17 protein-coding genes are annotated in these 19,168 nt (G+C 43.9%); 6 read left to right on the top strand and 11 right to left on the bottom strand.

Features of this window, described 5'->3' with window-relative positions:
• Nucleotides 1-5 precede the first annotated feature (5 nt).
• From nagA to rplM, 5 genes are all read right to left on the bottom strand, one after another.
• Complete coding sequence (nagA, locus tag ABD960_RS00610; protein WP_345328889.1) at nucleotides 6-1,130, bottom strand: N-acetylglucosamine-6-phosphate deacetylase; 1,125 nt, start codon at nucleotides 1,128-1,130, stop codon at nucleotides 6-8.
• A gap of 94 nt (nucleotides 1,131-1,224) precedes the next feature.
• On the bottom strand, nucleotides 1,225-2,076 hold the full coding sequence (gene tsf / locus ABD960_RS00605) for a translation elongation factor Ts (protein ID WP_232177153.1): 852 nt from the start codon (nucleotides 2,074-2,076) through the stop codon (nucleotides 1,225-1,227).
• Nucleotides 2,077-2,167: 91 nt separating this feature from the next.
• A complete protein-coding gene (gene rpsB / locus ABD960_RS00600) occupies nucleotides 2,168-3,019 on the bottom strand; it encodes a 30S ribosomal protein S2 (protein WP_345328886.1) in 852 nt (283 codons plus the stop codon).
• A 21-nt stretch (nucleotides 3,020-3,040) separates the two neighbouring features.
• Nucleotides 3,041-3,427, bottom strand: coding sequence for a 30S ribosomal protein S9 (gene rpsI / locus ABD960_RS00595; RefSeq protein WP_345328885.1), 387 nt, complete (start codon nucleotides 3,425-3,427; stop codon nucleotides 3,041-3,043).
• 27 nt (nucleotides 3,428-3,454) lie between these two features.
• Nucleotides 3,455-3,892: a 50S ribosomal protein L13 gene (gene rplM / locus ABD960_RS00590; protein ID WP_194100815.1), complete on the bottom strand. Its 438-nt coding sequence runs from the start codon at nucleotides 3,890-3,892 to the stop codon at nucleotides 3,455-3,457.
• 337 nt (nucleotides 3,893-4,229) lie between these two features.
• On the opposite strand from rplM, the gene ABD960_RS00585 reads away from it, so the two are divergent.
• The 3 genes from ABD960_RS00585 to ABD960_RS00575 all read left to right on the top strand — a co-directional run bounded on the left by ABD960_RS00585 (nucleotide 4,230) and on the right by ABD960_RS00575 (nucleotide 6,849).
• Complete coding sequence (locus ABD960_RS00585; protein ID WP_345328879.1) at nucleotides 4,230-4,919, top strand: hypothetical protein; 690 nt, start codon at nucleotides 4,230-4,232, stop codon at nucleotides 4,917-4,919.
• Between the two features lie 349 nt (nucleotides 4,920-5,268).
• On the top strand, nucleotides 5,269-5,934 hold the full coding sequence (locus ABD960_RS00580; RefSeq protein ID WP_345328877.1) for a hypothetical protein: 666 nt from the start codon (nucleotides 5,269-5,271) through the stop codon (nucleotides 5,932-5,934).
• A gap of 204 nt (nucleotides 5,935-6,138) precedes the next feature.
• Nucleotides 6,139-6,849: a PKD domain-containing protein gene (locus ABD960_RS00575; RefSeq protein ID WP_345328875.1), complete on the top strand. Its 711-nt coding sequence runs from the start codon at nucleotides 6,139-6,141 to the stop codon at nucleotides 6,847-6,849.
• Nucleotides 6,850-6,913: 64 nt separating this feature from the next.
• Here ABD960_RS00575 and ABD960_RS00570 read toward each other — a convergent pair whose 3' ends face one another.
• Nucleotides 6,914-8,785 carry an alkaline phosphatase gene (locus tag ABD960_RS00570; protein WP_345328873.1) on the bottom strand — a complete coding sequence of 624 codons (1,872 nt, stop codon included), beginning with the start codon at nucleotides 8,783-8,785 and terminating at the stop codon, nucleotides 6,914-6,916.
• A gap of 75 nt (nucleotides 8,786-8,860) precedes the next feature.
• Nucleotides 8,861-10,237: a 3-keto-disaccharide hydrolase gene (locus tag ABD960_RS00565; protein WP_345328871.1), complete on the bottom strand. Its 1,377-nt coding sequence runs from the start codon at nucleotides 10,235-10,237 to the stop codon at nucleotides 8,861-8,863.
• Nucleotides 10,238-10,456: 219 nt separating this feature from the next.
• Here ABD960_RS00565 and ABD960_RS00560 point away from each other — a divergent pair, with 219 nt between their 5' ends.
• Together ABD960_RS00560 and ABD960_RS00555 are read left to right on the top strand one after the other, a co-directional pair.
• On the top strand, nucleotides 10,457-12,937 hold the full coding sequence (locus ABD960_RS00560; protein WP_345328869.1) for a M1 family aminopeptidase: 2,481 nt from the start codon (nucleotides 10,457-10,459) through the stop codon (nucleotides 12,935-12,937).
• Nucleotides 12,938-13,024: 87 nt separating this feature from the next.
• Nucleotides 13,025-13,378 carry a hypothetical protein gene (locus ABD960_RS00555; protein WP_345328867.1) on the top strand — a complete coding sequence of 118 codons (354 nt, stop codon included), beginning with the start codon at nucleotides 13,025-13,027 and terminating at the stop codon, nucleotides 13,376-13,378.
• Between the two features lie 3 nt (nucleotides 13,379-13,381).
• Here the strand turns inward: ABD960_RS00555 and cdaA are convergent, their stop codons facing one another.
• Nucleotides 13,382-14,173 carry a diadenylate cyclase CdaA gene (cdaA, locus tag ABD960_RS00550; protein WP_345328865.1) on the bottom strand — a complete coding sequence of 264 codons (792 nt, stop codon included), beginning with the start codon at nucleotides 14,171-14,173 and terminating at the stop codon, nucleotides 13,382-13,384.
• 163 nt (nucleotides 14,174-14,336) lie between these two features.
• Between cdaA and ABD960_RS00545 the strand changes: the two genes are divergently transcribed.
• Nucleotides 14,337-15,650 (top strand): Gfo/Idh/MocA family protein, encoded by a 1,314-nt coding sequence (locus tag ABD960_RS00545; RefSeq protein WP_345328863.1) that lies wholly within the window; start codon nucleotides 14,337-14,339, stop codon nucleotides 15,648-15,650.
• 57 nt (nucleotides 15,651-15,707) lie between these two features.
• Here the strand turns inward: ABD960_RS00545 and ABD960_RS00540 are convergent, their stop codons facing one another.
• From ABD960_RS00540 to ABD960_RS00530, 3 genes are all read right to left on the bottom strand, one after another.
• A complete protein-coding gene (locus ABD960_RS00540) occupies nucleotides 15,708-16,520 on the bottom strand; it encodes an enoyl-ACP reductase FabI (RefSeq protein WP_345328861.1) in 813 nt (270 codons plus the stop codon).
• Nucleotides 16,521-16,665: 145 nt separating this feature from the next.
• The gene (recN, locus tag ABD960_RS00535) at nucleotides 16,666-18,321 is read right to left on the bottom strand and encodes a DNA repair protein RecN (protein ID WP_345328859.1); all 1,656 of its coding nucleotides are present in this window, start codon (nucleotides 18,319-18,321) and stop codon (nucleotides 16,666-16,668) included.
• A 62-nt stretch (nucleotides 18,322-18,383) separates the two neighbouring features.
• Nucleotides 18,384-19,067 carry a hypothetical protein gene (locus tag ABD960_RS00530; protein ID WP_345328857.1) on the bottom strand — a complete coding sequence of 228 codons (684 nt, stop codon included), beginning with the start codon at nucleotides 19,065-19,067 and terminating at the stop codon, nucleotides 18,384-18,386.
• Nucleotides 19,068-19,168 lie beyond the last annotated feature (101 nt).

Raw genomic sequence — 19,168 nt, 5'->3', positions numbered from 1 at the left:
CAATATTATTGGTTTGTGTTGTACACGATCTCGCCCTGCAATACGGTAGTTGCAACGGTAAAACTATCATTAAAAATTAGCAAATCGGCAAAACAGCCCGCTTCAATTTTACCTTTTTTTGTGAGCGATGCCAATTGCGCCGGGTAAAGCGATGCCATATTTATAGCTTCAGCAAGACCAATACCGGCTTTGGTTACTCCATTTTCGACTGCTTTAAGCATGGTTAATGCCGAGCCCGAAAGTGTACCATCAGGCATTACATAACGGTCGCCTTTTAGCTGATGCTGATAAGCGCCCTCGGTGGCTACCGTAACTGCATCCGTAATAAAAAACAGTTTATCACCCAGTTCACGTTTAGCTAAAGCGATCATCGGAAAACTCACATGAATACCATCAGCTACAATGCTGGTAAATGGCTTTTTCTCAAAAATAGCAGGAATAATGCCCGGTTCGCGATGGTGCATTTGCGGCATGGCGTTGAATAAGTGCGTTGCCGCTGCAACAGAGTCGTTAAAAAATTTCGAGGCCTGCTCGTAAGTAGCATCCGTATGTCCTGCAGAAATGATTATATTTTGCGATGAAAGATAATCCATAACCGCATCATCCTGCAATTCAGGCGCTATGGTCATCATCTTGATTACGCCTTCACCCCTTTCCACCCAACTTTTAAGTTCGCTTAGTACAGCTTTTTTTATAAAGTTTTCGGGGTGGGCTCCTTTGCGTTTGGGATTAAGATACGGCCCTTCCAGATGCAGGCCTAAAAAATTGCCTTTAGCTTGTGGTAAATATTGTTTTGCGGCATCAATGCCCTGCAATACCACCTCATCGCTATTAGTAGCAATGGTAGCGAAAAAGCCAGTTGTACCTTGTTTGAGCAAAACCGCTTCCATTTCGGCGAGGGCCTCAACGGATGGCAGTCCGCCGAACAGCTTGGTACCGGCACCGTAGATTTGCAGGTCGATAAGGCCGGGCGCCGTATAAGCGCCGTTCAGGTCGATGCGATTTACATCATCCGGAATTTGCCCGGCATCGATAATCGCTTTGATGTACTTACCCTCAATTAAAATAGCCTTGCCGGAAACAATAGTTCCGCCGGTTATTAAGTGCGTGTTATGTAAGGCAGTAATCATTAAACATTAATTGCCGAAACGCGTTCGGCACAAGGTAGTTAAAAAAGTAAAAGCAAAAAAAATCCCCCTCGTTAAAACGAGGGGGATAATAAAATTAAGCTCCTAAAGCAACTCGCTTAAAGGCGGTTACGGTAAGGCCTTTTTCAACAGTTGCCAGGAACTGTGAAATATTTTTTGATGGGTCCTTAACAAACTCCTGGTTTAACAGGGTTGAGTCCTTATAAAACTTGTTAAGTTTACCGGCTGCAATTTTTTCAACCATTTCTTCCGGTTTACCTTCGGCACGAATTTGCTCTTTAGCGATAGCCAGTTCACGCTCAATAGTTGTAGCGTCAACACCATCTTTATCAATAGCAACCGGGTTCATGGCAGCAATTTGCATCGCTACGTCTTTACCTGCTTCTTCAGCACCTTCGGCGTTAGCGCTTAAAGCAACCAATACACCTAAACGGAAGTTACCGTGGATGTAACCAATTACTTTCTCACCTTCAACAATCTCGTATTTTGATACACCTATCTTCTCGCCAATTTTACCGGTTTTGTCGGTAATGGCTTCGCCGATAGAGATACGTGAAGTTTCGGTATCAATTTCAAGTTTGTACAACTCATCAATTGAAGCCGGAGTTTTTTCAACAGCGGCGTTAGCGATAGCGTTAGCAAAAGCGATGAACTCAGCGTTTTTAGCTACGAAATCAGTTTCGCAGTTAAGCTCAATTACAACACCTTTTTTGCCATCGGCAGAGGCACGTGCAATAACAACACCTTCGTTTGACTCGCGGTCCTGACGGCTTGCTGCTACTTTAGCACCTTTTTTTCTTAAATAGTCAATTGCTGCTTCAAAGTCACCATTGGTTTCAGTTAAAGCTTTTTTGCAATCCATCATACCGGCACCGGTTTGCTGGCGCAGTCTGTTTACGTCGGCGGCAGATATTTGTACTGTAGACATATTTTTTTAAGTTTTTTGTTTGCTTGGTGAGTAACGAATAATGAACAACGGGACTATGCCTGTTGTTCATTACCATTTTGTTTACTCAATATTATTCTTCAGTTGAAGAAGCTTCGGCAGATGGAGCTTCGGTTTCAGTTTCAGCCTCAGCTGTTACTTTACGTGCTCTTTTGCCACCTTCGGCAGCAGCCTCAGGGCTATCAGCTTTTGCTTTAGCAGCAGCTGCTTCTTTTTCAGCTTCGTCTTCTTTCTCGCGTTTGCGCTCGTCTAAACCTTCTTCAATAGCTTTGATGATGATTGAAGTGATCAAAGAGATTGATTTTGTAGCATCATCATTCGCCGGGATCGGGAAATCGATGTTTGAAGGATCAGAGTTAGTATCAACCATCGCGAAGGTTGGGATGTTCAGTTTCAACGCTTCAGAAACAGCGATGTGCTCTTTCTTAACGTCGATCAGGAACAACGCAGCCGGTAAGCGGTTAAGGTCAGCAATACCACCTAATAAAGTTTCAAGTTTGATACGCTCACGCTGAATCATCAAACGCTCTTTTTTAGAAAGGATGCTGTAAGTACCATCTTTAGTCAGTTTGTCGATGTTCGACATTTTTTTGATTGACTTGCGTACGGTAGCGAAGTTAGTTAACATACCACCTAACCAACGCTCGGTTACGTAAGGCATGTTTACAGTTTTAGCTTGTTCAGCAACGATGTCTTTAGCTTGTTTCTTGGTAGCAACAAATAAAACTTTACGTCCTGATTTTACTATTTGTTTGATGGCTGAAGCTGCTTCTTCAACTTTTGCCAAAGTTTTATTTAAATCGATAATGTGGATACCGTTGCGCTCCATGAAAATGTACTGAGCCATTTTCGGATCCCATTTACGGGTAAGGTGACCAAAGTGTACACCTGCATCCAGTAAATCCTGATATGTTGTTCTTGCCATTGTTGAGTCCTCCTTAAAATATTAACGTTTACTGAATTGAAATCTTCTTCTCGCTTTACGGCGTCCTGGTTTTTTACGCTCAACCATACGGTCATCACGTGTCATTAAACCTTTAGCGCGTAATGCTGGTTTCTTTTCAGCGTCAAGCTCAACAATAGCTTTAGCGATAGCTAAACGAACGGCCTCGGCCTGTCCTTTAACACCACCACCTGCTACGTTTACCTTAACATCGTACTGGCCAGCTACACCCGCAACCTCTGCTGATTGGTTAACGATGTATTGTAGCGGCAATGTTGGGAAGTACTCTTTGTAATCTTTACCGTTAACGGTAATGTTGCCACTACCTTCGCTTAAATAAATGCGGGCAACGGCGGTTTTTCTTCTGCCTGAAGTGTTAGTTGTTGGCATTTCTTTTCTCCTTTAGAAATTAAAAAGTTAAATGGTTTTAGGGTTTTGAGCGGCGTGCGGATGTTCGGCACCAGCATAAACATGCAGGTTACCAAATAAGGCCTTGCCCAAACGATTCTTAGGTAACATACCACGAACGGCTTTTTCAATTACGCGTTCAGGATGCTTTGCCATTAACTCCTTAGGAGAAATGAAACGCTGACCACCTGGGTAACCAGTGTAAGAAACATATTGCTTATCGGCAAACTTGTTTCCGGTCAGTTTTACCTTGTCTGCATTAATAACAATAACGTTATCACCGCAGTCTACGTTTGGGGTAAAGCTTGGCTTGTTTTTTCCTCTGATGATCATGGCGATCTTAGAAGACAAGCGCCCCAAAATCTCGCCTTCCGCGTCAACAACAACCCACTCCTTGTTAACGGTTTTTTTGTTGGCTGAGACAGTTTTGTAACTTAACGTATTCACTTGCTTAAAATTAAATTAATTAAACGTTTATTCTACCCGTAAAATTCGGGACTGCAAAGATACGTTTTATTTGAACTCTGTCAAATGCTTTTTAACTATTTTGTTTCAGGCTGTTAGCATACATTGGCGGCCTGCCTTTGCCGGCCGTAAAATCAATATAGCTAATAGATTATATTATTGTTTGTACCGGCATCATTTGCAAACGCATGTCTTTTTTTTTTGGGGAGAAAAAAGGTCCTATGAATAAGAAGCGATTATCGTGTAACACCAAAGATGAAACTACAGCGGCGGGCACTTCGCGTTGTTTTTTGTAAGTTAGCGCAAACTTTCAAAAAAGATGAAAAAAGCTTACCTGTGCCTTATCGCTTTAGCAATAACCTTTACTGCCTGTAAAAAGGGCGTTGATGATTTTCCGGATACGCCAAATACCGGAATCATACCCGGCGGAACTGCAAACGCGCCGTATCAGCCTTTTAGTGCAGGCGCCAAATGGGTGTATCACGCTACCGCCGGCGTTGGCGATTTTGTTACGGAAGATACCCGTACCACCGTATTAAACGGCAAATCAAAGAAAATAGACGGACAGGTTTTTTACGAGGGTACAACCACCAGTGCCGCCGGCATTGTTAGCGGGTATGTAGGCTACAACAACGGTATTTACACCCGCACGATTGACAATGCTGAAATGGGGCTGAACACATTACAACCTCTTTATAACGATAGTAAAAACATTGGTGAAAGCTATCTGCAAACATTCAGCTATGTAAGCGAAGGCCAAACCGTTAACGCGCGCTTTAATGTTGAGTTACTCGAAAAAGGCATCAGTAAAACCGTGCGTGGCAAAGTTTATAACGATGTTGTGCATACCCGCATAAAGACTGAAGTAGGGTTTGATAATAATTGGGTATCATACAGTGCAAACGATGTTTACCTCGCCAAAGGCATAGGCATTATTTACACCACAACATCTGCCTTTGATATGGAAATTGATAAAATGGAACTGGTAAGCTATACGCCGGGCAAGTAATTTAAAACGCCCCATTAAAAAAGCGGAACGACACCCACATCGTTCCGCTTTTTTTTGGGATTTTTTTTTTAAACGAAAGTCAACACACTAAGTCTGCAGTTTTTTGCGGTGATTTTACATATCACATTAATGTACCGTACGCATAACACACGTTGGCGTAACACTTTACACTAAGCAAATTATTGTATAATTTTTTTGTTACACAGCTGTAACGTTCCGAAATAAATGTCCGTCAATGTCTTTCAAAACGGCCACAATGCAACAGCGGTACCCTGTAGCGAGTGTGGCAAACCAAACATTTATCAAAATAAGAACGGCTCTATACGGGCACAATTTAAATTCAATCACAATGAAAAAAACAATCTATACCCTTTTAGCAATAAGCGCTTTATTTTTAGCATCATGCAAAAAAGACGATAACGACAACAATCCGGGTGGCGGCTCAAACACCTACCAGCCATTTACCGCCGGGTCAGAGTGGAAATACCGCACCGAAATTGACCTGGGCGAAGGAGGCCCGTTGGTTGATACCAGCGTTAATACCATGACTACACAAACCAAAACCATCAACAACAAAAAGTTTTACGTGGCCAAAACAGTAGGGGGCGAAGAAAACGAGGAAACTTATCTGGGCTTAAACAATAACATTTACAGCACTATTATTCATGATGAAGTTGCCGACGAGGACCTTGAGTTTGCATACCTAAATGCTTCAAAGGCGGTTAACGATAGCTGGGAAACCCTGTTTACTATTGAAGATGAAGACGGTGACATACAGGCACGCCTGAAAACCACTATCAAGGAAAAAGGCATTTCAAAAACTATCCTTGGTAAAAGTTATAGCAACGTAATACATACCGTGGTTGAAACCGGCTTTAAGGTTAACAATAACTGGGTAACAGTATCGCAAATGGATTTTTACATCGCCAAAGGTGTAGGCATGATCGCTACTTATGGCACTGTACAAAACAAACAAGTAGCTAAAACGGAGCTAATGAGCTACAATATAAAATAAACTTTTATAAGGGGAGTGATTATCTCCCCTTTATACATCTCTCAACCCTACCTCTCCCTATATTCTATGAAACTATTAATCAGGCTAAGTTTAGTTTTAGCTGTGCTAACGCTGATAAGTTCTTGCAAAAAAAGTAAACAAAGAATTAATGAACAACCTGACAATAATGGTAGTGCAATAATTGCTTATTTTAATTGGTCGGGCGTGCAACGTGTTAACAGCAATATTAAATTCACCAACGCCTCAAAAAATGCAGATACTTATAAATGGGATTTTGGCAACGGACAAACATCAGCTAAACATACGCCTGATGATGTAAAATTTACTGCGGCAGGTGCTTATACTATAACTTTGGTTGCTGGCAAAGGCGATAATAAAGCGGTGTACCAGCAAACTATAGCTATTGCTGGTAACGAAATGCCAGCTGCATATTTTTCATACACGTTTAAAGATCAACGCAACTATGCTCCGGCTACTGTACTTTTTAAAAACGAATCAGTAAACGCTGATTTCTATAAATGGCAGATTAATGGCAATACCTACAACTCAACCGACTTGCAGCATACCTTTAACCAAGCCGGTGACTATATTGTAAAGCTTACTGCTATAAAAGGACAGGATGAAAATACTTTCACTGATACTATAACTGTAGCACCTAACAATAACCCAATAGCACGTTTTGCTCTGCCTTATCATCCATACCCATATACTGTAAATGAACCCATACAATTAGTAAATCAATCAACTAACGCTGATGCCTGGGAGTGGACATTTAGTAACGGAGCACCCGCGTCATCTACGGCAGAACATCCCGAAGTAAAGTTTGGCGCACCGGGAGTTTATACGATTACGTTGATTGCCAAAAAAGGCTCTTTAAAATCGGCCCCACGATCAATTAATATTAAGATAAATTAAAAATCTAGTCTTAAGTAAACAACAAAGGGTTTATCAATAATTGATAAACCCTTTGTTGTTTTATTTAATTATCTAATTTACCTGAGCCTATAAGCAGCTTTACTATCTTATTAAATATCTCCGTATTTTGATAAGTGCCGATAAATTCGCCCGCATTTGGTCCGTAAGCGAAAACAGGAACGTTAATACTGGTATGATCGTTTGTGCTAAAATTGCCCAGTACACGCCCTTCGGCGGTTGAAGCATCAAGTAAGCTCAGGCCTCCGGTTTCATGGTCGGCAGTAATAATTACTAATGTTTCACCATCCTGGTCGGCAAACCTGAGCGCCTCGCCCACGGCACGGTCAAAGTCGAGCATTTCGGTAACCAGGAAAGGCAGATCGTTGGCATGCCCGCCATGGTCAATCTGCGCGCCCTCGGCCATAATAAAAAAGCCTTTTTCATTGGTGGATAATAAGCGGATGGTTTCTTTTAACGATTGGCTCAGCATATCGCCGCGACCCTTTATTACAGGGCGGGTTGCCGCGTCACTTAACAGCACCAGTTGTTTGCCTTGCTTTTGCTGCTGCAATGCCGTAAGCGTAGTATCGACTGTATAACCTTTTGCTTTGATTTTCTGCATCAGCCCGGCATCCGGATTATTGAAAAAGCTTTTCTGGTTTGAACCTATCAATATATCCACATTACTGGTCAGCAAATCGGCCGCTATGGCAGTTGAGTTACTGCGCTCGTTGTTATGCGCGTAAAAAGCGGCGGGTGTGGCATCGGTAATATCAGCACAGCTGATGATGCCGCTCTTTATTTTGTTTGCAGCCAAAGTATCCGGAATGCGGGTTAATTGCCGTCCTGCCACATCGATACTGATATAACGGTTATTGGTTTTTTGGCCGGTAGCCATGGCGGTAGCCCCGGCTGCCGAGTCGGTATTGTCGGAATTAGCGGCCCGGGTTTGCGAGAAACCGTTATAACGGCATTGCAGCAGGTTTAACTGCCCGTGGTTTGCCGTTAGCCCGGCCTGAATTTGCGCAAGGCCCATGCCATCGCCAATAAGCAGGATGATGTTTTTAACGGGCTTTTTCAGGCCATCTGTTTTATAGGTTGGTGTGTAAACCGGGTGAGGTTTTGGGTTAATAAATTCCACTTTGTGGCGATTGGCCAAAAAATCGTGCAGTTGCTGCGGATGATCGGTGTTGATCCAGTTGGCACCAAGTTTTTGTAACTGGATCCAGGTGTTTGGGCTATCCTGCGTTGCCCAAAAGCGAAACGGTTTGCCTTTGCTGTGTGCGTTATTAATTAGTGTGGTTAGCTTAATCGAATCCGGTTTGGTGAGTACGCCTTTGCCGTTCCATTCGGTATACTTGCCTAAGTCATCGCTGATCATGGCCACACGCTTTAGCTGCGTATCGGTATAAATAGTGTTTGGCCGACCGTCAAAGTATATATAGGATGGATATTTCTTGAATTCGGCCGGCGCAGGCATATCGCCACTCAATACCACTTTTACGGAATGCTTACTGCCTGGTTGAAATATATCTTTATAAGGCTCCAACTCCTTAATAAGCTGCGGGATAACATGTGCTTTATCTTCCTTTATATCCACCACCAGTTGCAGGTGCAGGGTTGAATCGGCATAAGGGTGGCGGCCGTTTTTGCGGAACAGCGCGGCAAGCGGCTTTAAATAAAGTTCGGTAAGTGTGCGGCCTTCTTCAATTTCCTTACGCTCGTGTGCAACATATAATTTGTTGTTCAAATAAAAAACATCGGCTTCGATAGAACCGGACTGCGCGTAATAAGCCTGCAAAAAAGGGATATTCTGCTTATAATCATTATGGCTGTGCGCTTTATTTATAGCCGTGTTTTGAGCAAAAGCGGTTGCGGCCATCAGTAAAGCAACCACTGAGATAAGCAACGAACGTTTGAGGGTAGAATATTTCATAACAATTTGCTAAGCTATATTATGAAAGTAAAGTGATTGTTAGCTTTTGATAAACTAACAATCACTTAATGCCTATTAAAGGTTGCGCAATTTGATGTTGCGGAAACTTACCGAATTACCATGATCTTGCAGCAGGATGTGCCCCTCCGGCGCTTCGCCAAAGTTTGGCCATACTTTATATTTACTTATGGCAACCAGATCCTTAAACTCCTTTGAACCGCGATCGTACTCCAGCACTTTTACACCGTTAAGGTAATGCTCCACATGGTTGTTAGGGTAAACCACTACCCTGCCGATGTTCCACTGACCGATAGCATGTGTAAACCGTGGCTGCTTTTTAGCAGTGATAAGATCATATAGTGATGCCAGCGTACGGTTGCCGTCACGGCCCAGTTTAGCATCCGGATGGCGCACATCGTCAAGTACCTGGTACTCCAGCCCGATAGCCGAGCCTTGCGTTTTTTCGCCAAGGGTAACAAAGTACTTCACCCCGCTGTTGGCGCCCTCTGTTAACCTGAACTCAAAAGACAGATCAAAAGCTTTGTATTGACCATCGCTTACAATATCGCCGCCGTTGGTTGATTCAGCCCCGTTAGACGGCTCAACGCTGATGAGCCCGTTACTGATATTCCATCCTTTTGCCGGGAATTTATCACTACGTGCGCTGTGCCAACCGGTGCTGGTTCTACCATCAAATAACAGTTGCCAGCCGCTTTGCTTTTCAAACGCCGACAAGCTATTCGGTGTCAGGTTAACCACATAAATATCTTTATTAAAAGGCTCAGGCTTTAAACCTGTAGTTTTTATCTGGATGTTTTTGAACCATATTTTTTTGTCGGCCTCTTCGGGCTTACTAACCGCATGTACCTGCAGGCCAATAAAACCTTTGGCATCAACCGTATCGATAACATAAGCCATAGGCACGCCGTTTATCCATGTTTTCATCTGGTTGCCTATGCATTCTATTTTGATGTGGTTGTACTCACCAACTTTAAAGGCTCCTTTTGCTTTGGCATTTAGGTCCATTGGATAAAGCCAGTCGCGCCTGCCTTCATCGTAAATACCGCCGGCCCATGCCCGCGGCGACGGATCAAATTCGCACTGGCGGCCGTATACCTTACCTTTACCGTTGTTTGCCGCAGCATCAAAGTGGCTGCGGGTTTGCACACCCGAGTTGCTGATGGCATTTTCAAGCTTGGCATCCAGCTCCAGTACAAAATCGCCATATTCCTTTTCGGTAACTAAAAATGTGTTGCCGCTGCCGGTTACAGTTGTGCCTTGTATAGCGCCATCAACAACCTTATAATCGGCAGTACCGGCAAGGCGTTTCCAGCCCTTAAGGGTTTTGCCATCAAACAGGCTGGTATAGCCTTTTTTTGTTTGTGCCGATGAAGCTCCGGCCAGCATGGTCGCGGCAATAATGAGTGATAGTATTTTGCGGTTTGTTTTCATATATTGGTTGATAGAAATTGAATATATAATGCACCCGGCATTGTGTATTAACTGGTTAGCTAAACTTAGCCGTAAATATAGCCAAACCGACAATTTTACATGTAACATTTTGGCTATTTGCAGCATCTTAAGCGGAGTAATTATAGTCTGCCTTTATTTGTGTAAAGATTGCAGGGCTTTATTAATATTTTAAATTTGCGTTTTAACAACCTCATTAACATGAAAAAAATGCTGATTGCAGAGGCTCTCCTGATGGCCGCCTGCATTGTACCGGCTGTGGCTCAGCAAAAACCGGCCGACGATCCTAAATTAAAGATCTACCGTGAAACCGTCCCTAAAATCAACGACCTGGTGCACACCAAGCTCGATGTCCGGTTTGATTACAAAAAACGCTACCTGTATGGTAAAGAGTGGATTACCCTGAAACCGCACTTTTACCCTACCGACAGCCTGCGGCTGGACGCTAAGGGGATGGACATTAAAAACATTTCGGTTGTTAAAAACGGCAAAAATGTGCCGCTTAAATTTACTTACGATAGCCTGTCGCTGGCCATTAAACTGGATAAGGTTTACCAAAACAATGAGAATTATATAGTTTACATAGACTATACCGCAAAGCCCAACGAACTAAAATCAGAAGGCAGCGCGGCTATTACCGATGCCAAAGGTTTGTACTTTATCAATCCTGACGGTACGGAAAAGGATAAACCGACGCAGATATGGACGCAGGGCGAAACCGAAGCTTCATCAGCATGGTTCCCTACCATTGATAAGCCTAACCAAAAAACCACCCAGGAGATCAGCATGACCGTACCTGCCAAGTATGTAACGCTGTCAAACGGCCGCTTAGCCGCTCAGAAAACCAATACCGACGGCACCCGTACCGACACCTGGAAAATGGAACTGCCACACTCGCCATACCTGTTTATGATGGCCGTAGGCGATTTCAAGATTTATAAAGATAAATGGCGCAATAAAGAGGTTAATTACTATCTGGAACCAAAGTATGCGCCGTATGCTAAGGAGATTTTCGGGTTTACGCCTGAAGCCATAGAATTCTACTCTAAAAAACTGGGCGTTGATTATCCGTGGAACAAATACGCGCAGATTGTAGTGCGCGATTATGTAAGCGGCGCGATGGAGAACACCACCGCTACTTTGCATGGCGAATATGTTCAAGGTACTCCGCGTGAACTGATGGATGCCGGTTACGATGGCGGCCGCAGCACCATAGTGCACGAGTTGTTTCACCAATGGTTTGGTGATTATGTTACTGCCGAAAGCTGGAGCAACCTGACCGTGAATGAGTCATTCGCTGATTTTAGCGAGACCATGTGGGCAGAGTACAAGTACGGCAAGGACGAGGGAGGCGCACATATTTATGACGACCTGCAAAGCTACCTGCGCAGCGCCGACGCAAAAAACAAAAATCTGGTGCGCTTTCATTACCATTATAAAGAGGATATGTTTGACGTGGTTACCTACCAAAAAGGTGGCACCATACTTAACTACCTGCGTAATTATTTAGGTGAGGACGCTTTTTACAAAGGCCTGGGCATCTACCTGAAAACAAATGCGCTTAAAAACGGCGAAGCGCACCAACTGCGCCTGGCCCTGGAAGAAGCCAGCGGCCGCGATCTGAACTGGTTTTTTAACGAGTGGTATTTCAACGCCGGCCACCCGGTGCTTGATATTACTTACAAATGGGACGAAGGCACTAAAACACAAACCGTGTACGTAAATCAAACTCAAACAGGCGATGCCTTTACTTTGCCTATTGCAGTTGATATTTATGCCGGCGGTAAAAAAGAACGCCACAAAGTATGGTTACGCAATAAAGCCGATACATTAACCTTTAAGGTAGCTTCAAAACCAAGCCTGGTGAATGTTGATGGCGACAAGGTGCTACCTGCTAAAAAAACCGATAAAAAAACGCTGGAAGAATTTGCTTTCCAATATGCTAACGCGCCGTTATACCTCGACCGCTTTGAAGCTATCGAAGCTGCTGCACCTGCACAGGGCGATAAAAACGCGCAAAAGATCATCATTGCTGCACTTAAAGACAAGTATTATGGCCTGCGTATAAAAGCTATCAATGCGGCTAATATGGCTAATGACGAGGTGCGCAATGCCGCCCAGCCAGTTTTGATGGACATTGCCCGTAACGATAACAACAATAATGTTAAAGCTGCCGCCATTACCGTATTAGGCAAGCTGAAAGCCTCCGGCATGATCAAAATTTTCCGCGATGGCTTGCAAAGCCAATCATACGCGGTGCAAGGCGCATCACTTAATGCGCTGGCTCAACTTGAACCGGCTGAAGCCTTAAAAGCTGCAAAATCATTAGAGAAAGACAGCAAAGGCGCGTTATCAACCGCTATTATCACAGCTTACTCAACCGCCGGTGGCGATGCAGAGTGGCCTTATGTGTACGAAAAATTCAAGGAATCAGGTCCGCAGTCGCAATTTAACGCCGCACCTAAATTCGCTGATATGGCTGGCCGCGTAAAAAATCCGGAGTATGCACAGCAGGGCATCGAGGTTTTAAAAGGCCTTGGCGTTAAATATAAACAATACGGTATTGCGCCTTATGTTATCACCGCCATCACTAACGTTAAAACAAAACGTGCCGAATTGAAGGATGAAGCTTCGGTAAAAGCCGCTGATGATGCCATTAAAGCAATAAATGATGCCAAGTAATTAAACCTTACTTGCAACATTCAGTCTAAAGGGTTGTCTTGTAGTAATACAGGCAACCCTTTTTCATTACAAAACCGGATTGTCATCATGAAGAAACTTGTTTTTATAGCTTTATTTTCAGCGGCATTTAGCTTTGCACGTGCTCAACACATCGTATTACCGCAGCCAAACACATCAAATAATCCGGATAAAATAAAAATTACCCCGATCGATACGAATAAAGTAAAGCCACAACCAAATCAAATAGTTGCCATGCAATTCGGGGTGACTAATAATGATATTATTGTATATAGCCGAATGCCCGTAAAAAAGATACAGGGCTTTAATAGCAAAACACCAATTAGCGGTAAAGGCAATAAAATTACCGGTTATAACATGCCGGTAAAAAGGGTGCAAATTATCAACACTGATACGGCGGGGAAGGTGAAGGTTACTCCTTAAAATTTAAAAATCCTTATTCAATAACTTCTCCAGCTCGGCAAAGCTGATGTTCATTTTTACGCGGCCTTGCTTGGCGTATGATATTTCGCCGGTTTCTTCAGATACGATGATGGCCGTGGCCTCATTAGCCTCGGTTACACCAATACCAGCACGGTGGCGCAGACCGAACTGGGCGGGCAGATCGCTTTTTTCTGTCAGCGGTAAAATGCAACTGGCTGATTTTATTTTATTTTCGGAGATAATCACCGCCCCATCATGCAGCGGACTATGCTTTTGGAAGATGCTCTCCAGCAAACGCTTGGATATGCGGGCATCCATCATTTCGCAGCTATTTTGGTAAAACTGCTCATCATATATTTTTACGATCACGATAAGCGCGCCCGTGCGCGATTGCTTCATGCTTTTACAAGCATCTATAATGGGCTTAATGCGGATATAATTATTCTTTTCAACCGTATTTTTACCAAAAAAATACTGCCACCATGCCCGGTTGCGCTGCAGCGAGGCATTTTTACCCACTAACAACAAAAACCGCCGTATCTCCTGCTGAAATACCACCACTATGGCGATGATACCCACATTCATGAAATTGCCCAGTATACCGGTAAGCAGCTTCATATCCAATGCCCGCACTACAAAATAAAGCGCGCACACGAGGGCTAAACCTATAAATATGTTGGCCGCAATGGTGCCGCGTATCAGGTTGTAAAGCTGGTAAATAATAAAGGCTACCAGCAGCACATCCAATACATCAAACACGGTAACCTTTACAAAGCTGAAATCAAATGAGTGCATATACTAAGGTAGTGGAAATATTATGATTACAAATATGATGGGTTTTATGTAGAAGTTAAGCAATAATTACTTCAGCGTAGTTATATAATCATAAATCCGCTGAAACTTATAGGTGCGATATTGGTTTTTAGTAAAAAATATTAACCATTAATATAGATACTTTATGAGTAATAAAAATATACCGGAAGATGGACCGGGTTATAACCGCAGGCGTTTTATTGAGAATGCCGGCAAAACCATCATAGCATCGGGCATTATCGGTGCATCATTAAATAATGATGCCGAAGCACAAACACCCGCAGGCACCGGCAGCAAGAAAACAAGCGATGCGATAAAGGTTGAGTTGCCGCCCATCCACGCGCCAAGCGAAAAGCAAGATAAATGGCCGGCTATTTCACCCCCTGCAAAACGGGTTGGCTACGCGCTGGTTGGTTTAGGTAATTTAACACTGGCTGAATTGCTGCCCGCCTTTGCCGAATGCAAATACTCTAAGGTAGTAGCGCTGGTAAGCGGCAGTCCGGATAAAGCCAAAAAGGTGGCCGAGCAATATGGCATTGCCGAAAAGAATATCTACAATTATCAAAATTACGACAGCATAAGCAAGAACCCGGAGATTGACGCGGTGTATATTGTATTACCCAACTCCATGCACAAGGAATATACCATACGCGCGGCAAAAGCCGGTAAACATGTATTATGCGAAAAACCCATGGCCAACTCATCCGCCGAAGCGCAGGAAATGATAGACGCCTGCAAAAAAGCCGGTAAAAAGCTGATGATTGCCTACCGCATACAATATGAACCGCACAACCGTCTGGCTATGCAATGGACACGCGAAAAAAAATTCGGACAGGTTAAGGTAATTAACTCAATTAACGTACAAAACTCCGGGGCGCCGCCACAATGGCGCCTGGATAAAGAGTTAGCCGGTGGTGGCTCATTGCCCGATATTGGTTTATACTGCAGCAATACCAACCGCTTTTTATTAGGCGAGGAACCGCATACCGTATTGGCCAGTATGTACAGTACCCCAAACGACCCGCGTTTTAAAGAGGTGGAAGAAACAGTAATGTTCCAGATGTTTTTCCCGAGCGGGGCGGTGGCCAATAATCTGTGCAGCTATGGCGTGCACGACTCCAAACATTATCGCTGTTACGCCGATAACGGCGGCTGGTTTGGGCTCGACCCGGCGTTCGCCTATCATGGTTTAAAAATGGAAGTATCGCAAACGCAGGGTGATATCGAAATGAAACAAAATCCGTCAAAAGGAGAAAAAAATCAATTTGCATTGGAAATCGACCATTTCTCGGAATGTGTTATGGATAATAAAACACCTTATACGCCCGGCGAAGAGGGTTTGCAAGACCACAAAGTATTGGAAGCTATTTATGAGTCGGCCAAAACAGGCAAGCCGGTTAAGCTGGAACGGATAGAAAAGCTTGATGCTTTCAGGGGCAGTCCACCAACAGAAAGTTAGTAAATAACAAAGGAGGCCGTTGATGCCTCCTTTGTTATTTAAATATATTTTAAGATGTTATTTACCCATTTGATCAATAACGGCCTGGGTTACGCCGGTGTATGAAAAACCACCATCGTGATACAGGTTTTGCATAGTTACCATGCGGGTAAGGTCTGAAAACAGGGTTACTACGTAATCAGCGCACTGGTCGGCATCGGCATTACCCAGCGGACTCATTTTCTCGGCAAATTCAATAAAGCCGTCAAAGCCTTTAACGCCCGAACCGGCAGTAGTACGTGTTGGCGATTGTGAGATGGTGTTTACACGTACCTTCTTTTTCAAGCCATACTCGTAACCAAAGTTACGGGCAATGCTTTCTAATACGGCTTTATTATCAGCCATATCATTATAGCCCGGGAAGTAACGCTGGGCAGCTATATAGCTCAATGCCACTACCGATCCCCACTCGTTTATTACATCCTGCTTCATGGCAAGCTGTAAAATTCGGTGCAGGCTCAGCGCCGATATATCAAAACCTTTAAAGGTATAATCGTAGTTATTTTCAGGATAAGGGATGTTTTTACGCACGTTAACGCTCATACCTATAGAGTGCAGGATAAAATCGACACCGCCGTTAAAATGCTCCTGTGTTTTGGTAAGCAGGTTTTCAATATCCTGGTTGCTGGTAACGTCGGCAGCAATAACCGGCGCGTTGCATTCCTCGGCCAATTTGTTCAATTCGCCCATGCGCAAGGCAATAGGTGCATTGCTTAATACTATTTCGGCACCTTCCTGTACGGCGCGCTGTGCTACCTTCCAGGCTATTGATTGCTCGTTAAGGGCACCAAATATTATCCCTTTTTTACCTTGTAATAAATTAAAAGCCATTATATGAGTTTTTTATAATCGGGGTAAAGTTATAATTATTTTTTCAGTTGACGGTGTTCGGTTGGCAGTTTGCCGCTATCAGTTTGCGGCAGGCAGGTATCTTATTAATTACACAACTGCTAACCGCAAACCGGCAACTGCCAACCTATAAAGAAAGCAGTTCCCTCGCGTTTTGCAGGGCGCTTTCGCCGGGCTTATCGCCGCTTAGCATTTTGGCAATTTCAAGTACGCGCTCCTGCTCGGCAAGTGCTTTTATACGACTGTAGGTAACATCGCCCTGCTGATCTTTATATACAAAAAAGTGGCGTTGCCCCTTGCTGGCTATTTGCGGCAGGTGCGTAATGGTAATTACCTGCAGGTTAGCCGCCAGGCGCTCCATGATCTGCCCTACCTTGTTGGCCACCTCGCCGGATACGCCGGTATCTATCTCATCAAAAATAATACTTGGCAAAGCGGTGTATTGTGCTACTAACGATTTAATGCTCAGCATCAACCGCGAAAGCTCACCGCCTGATGCTACCTTGCTCATTTCACCCGGCGCGTGGCCTTTATTGGCCGAGAACAGGAAACGTACAACGTCGGTACCTGTTTTAGTAAAATCAGGCGCCTTGTTGAGCTCTATTTTTAAGACGGAATTACCCATGCCCATTTCAGCCAGGGTATATATCACCTGCTGTTCTATTGATGGAATAGCGCTGGCGCGTTTGGCAGATAACTCGGCCGACTGCTTTTCCAGATCCTTTTTTATAGATGCAATGTCTTTTTGCAATTTTTCGATGGCATCATCGCTTGATATGGCTTGTTCTATTTTAACCGATAGTTCGTCCTGCAGTTGCAGCAGTTCGGCATTGGTGTTTACCCGGTGCTTTTTTTGCAGGTTATAGAGTATGCTCAGCCTTTCGTTTACCTCGCCAGCACGCGCCTCGTTAGTAAACGTGCGTTGCTCCAGGTTTTCAATTTCGGCGGCAATATCTTTCAGCTCGATAACCGTACTGTTAAGTCGGGTATGCAAGTCTTCAATCTCCGGGTTAAATTTTTCGAGAGCCAATAATTGCTGTCCGGCCTCTTTCAGCTGCGCCAGCACTGCTGCTTCGCCATCCTGCAACAAATAGTTTGCGCCAAGCAGGTTACGTTTAATTTCTTCGGCGTTATTGAGGGTATAAAGCTCCTGCTCCAGCTGCTCCTGCTCATCAGCTGCCAAACCGGCCTTTTCCAGTTCATCAAACTGAAATTGGTAATAATCCAGATCGGCCTTGGCCTTTTCGCTGTCTTCAATCAGTTGCTTAAGGCGAGTGTTTTCGGTACGGTATTGTTTAAATTTAGCCTGATAAGCTTCCAGTTGCGAAGCGTTACCTGCTACGGCATCAACCACCATTAACTGAAATTCCGGGTCGTTAATTTCAAGCGTGGCGTGCTGCGAGTGTATATCAATAAGCTTTTCGCCCAATTGTTTCAGAGTAGCCAGGTTCACAGGCGTATCGTTAACAAAAGCGCGAGATTTGCCGTCGGCTGATATTTCACGGCGCAGCACCGTTTCAGCATCATAATCCAGATCGTTCTCTGCCAAAAACTCTTTTATACCGAGGTTATCTACCCGGAACAAGCCCTCGATGATACATTTTTTCTGTTGATTGAAAAAGTAACGGCTCTCGGCACGCTGGCCTAAAATAAGCGACAAGCCACCCAAAATAATGGATTTACCCGCGCCCGTTTCGCCGGTAAGTATGTTGAGGCCCTTATCAAAACTGATCTCCAGGTTGTCAATCAGTGCGTAATTGTTTATGGTTAGCTTTTGGAGCATAGTTAAGCGTATCCGTTTTTTGCGGACACTAAATTACAAATTCGGGCGTAAGGTTTTTTGTTTTAGTTTGCCGGTAATTCAGGAATAAAGTACCGCACCAGGCTAATGCTGCCAATTAACTGATTACCTTGCTGTATATCGGTTTGTATGGTACCTATACCCTTAACCATGTAATGATTGTAAGTGTATAACGTTGCATAACTGCCATCGTCATCCCTGGCCGATACGATAACAGCGGTACTTACTACCTTACTGTAATCCTTACCGAGTACATTGCGGGTGGTGTCGTTATTTTTCATGAGGCCAACCTGTATCACTTCCCTGCCTTCAACCATGCCGTTGTTTGTTAGCCTGCCGCTCCAGCCTGTGTTATCTTTAGCGGTATCGACGAGGTAATAAAAATTAACCGGCTCGTCGCTCAGCAGGGCATCAATAGTGCGGGCGTAATAATTATGCCCGTCAGAATAATAATACTCTTTTGAGGTACCATTGGCGGCTGATACTACGCTTGCTTCGTAATAAGTATTACCATTTATATTGAGCGTATTGCCGTTAATGGTTTTTACAATGGTATCGGTTGATGAACCGGAAGTTGCGGCGTAAACCCAATAGCTACCTTTCAATAGCGGCTGGTAGCTATCAACAGACGCTATAACATTTTCGTACCCGGTAAAATTTGCCGGATCTTTTTTACAGGCTGTTACCAATAATAGTAATGCCGAAAAGAAGAGTATCAGTTTTTTCATATAACGCCGTCAGTTAAATTTATTAATAGCGTACACCCACTAAGTTACACCAACCCTTTAAACTGATTTCGGATGAAAAAAGTTCCATTAAATTTGCTGTT

It is taken from the genome of Mucilaginibacter defluvii, from assembly GCF_039543225.1.
GTDB classification, from domain to species: domain Bacteria; phylum Bacteroidota; class Bacteroidia; order Sphingobacteriales; family Sphingobacteriaceae; genus Mucilaginibacter; species Mucilaginibacter defluvii.
Note: the sequence above shows the minus strand (reverse complement) of the source record. Positions and strands in the feature narration are given on the sequence as shown.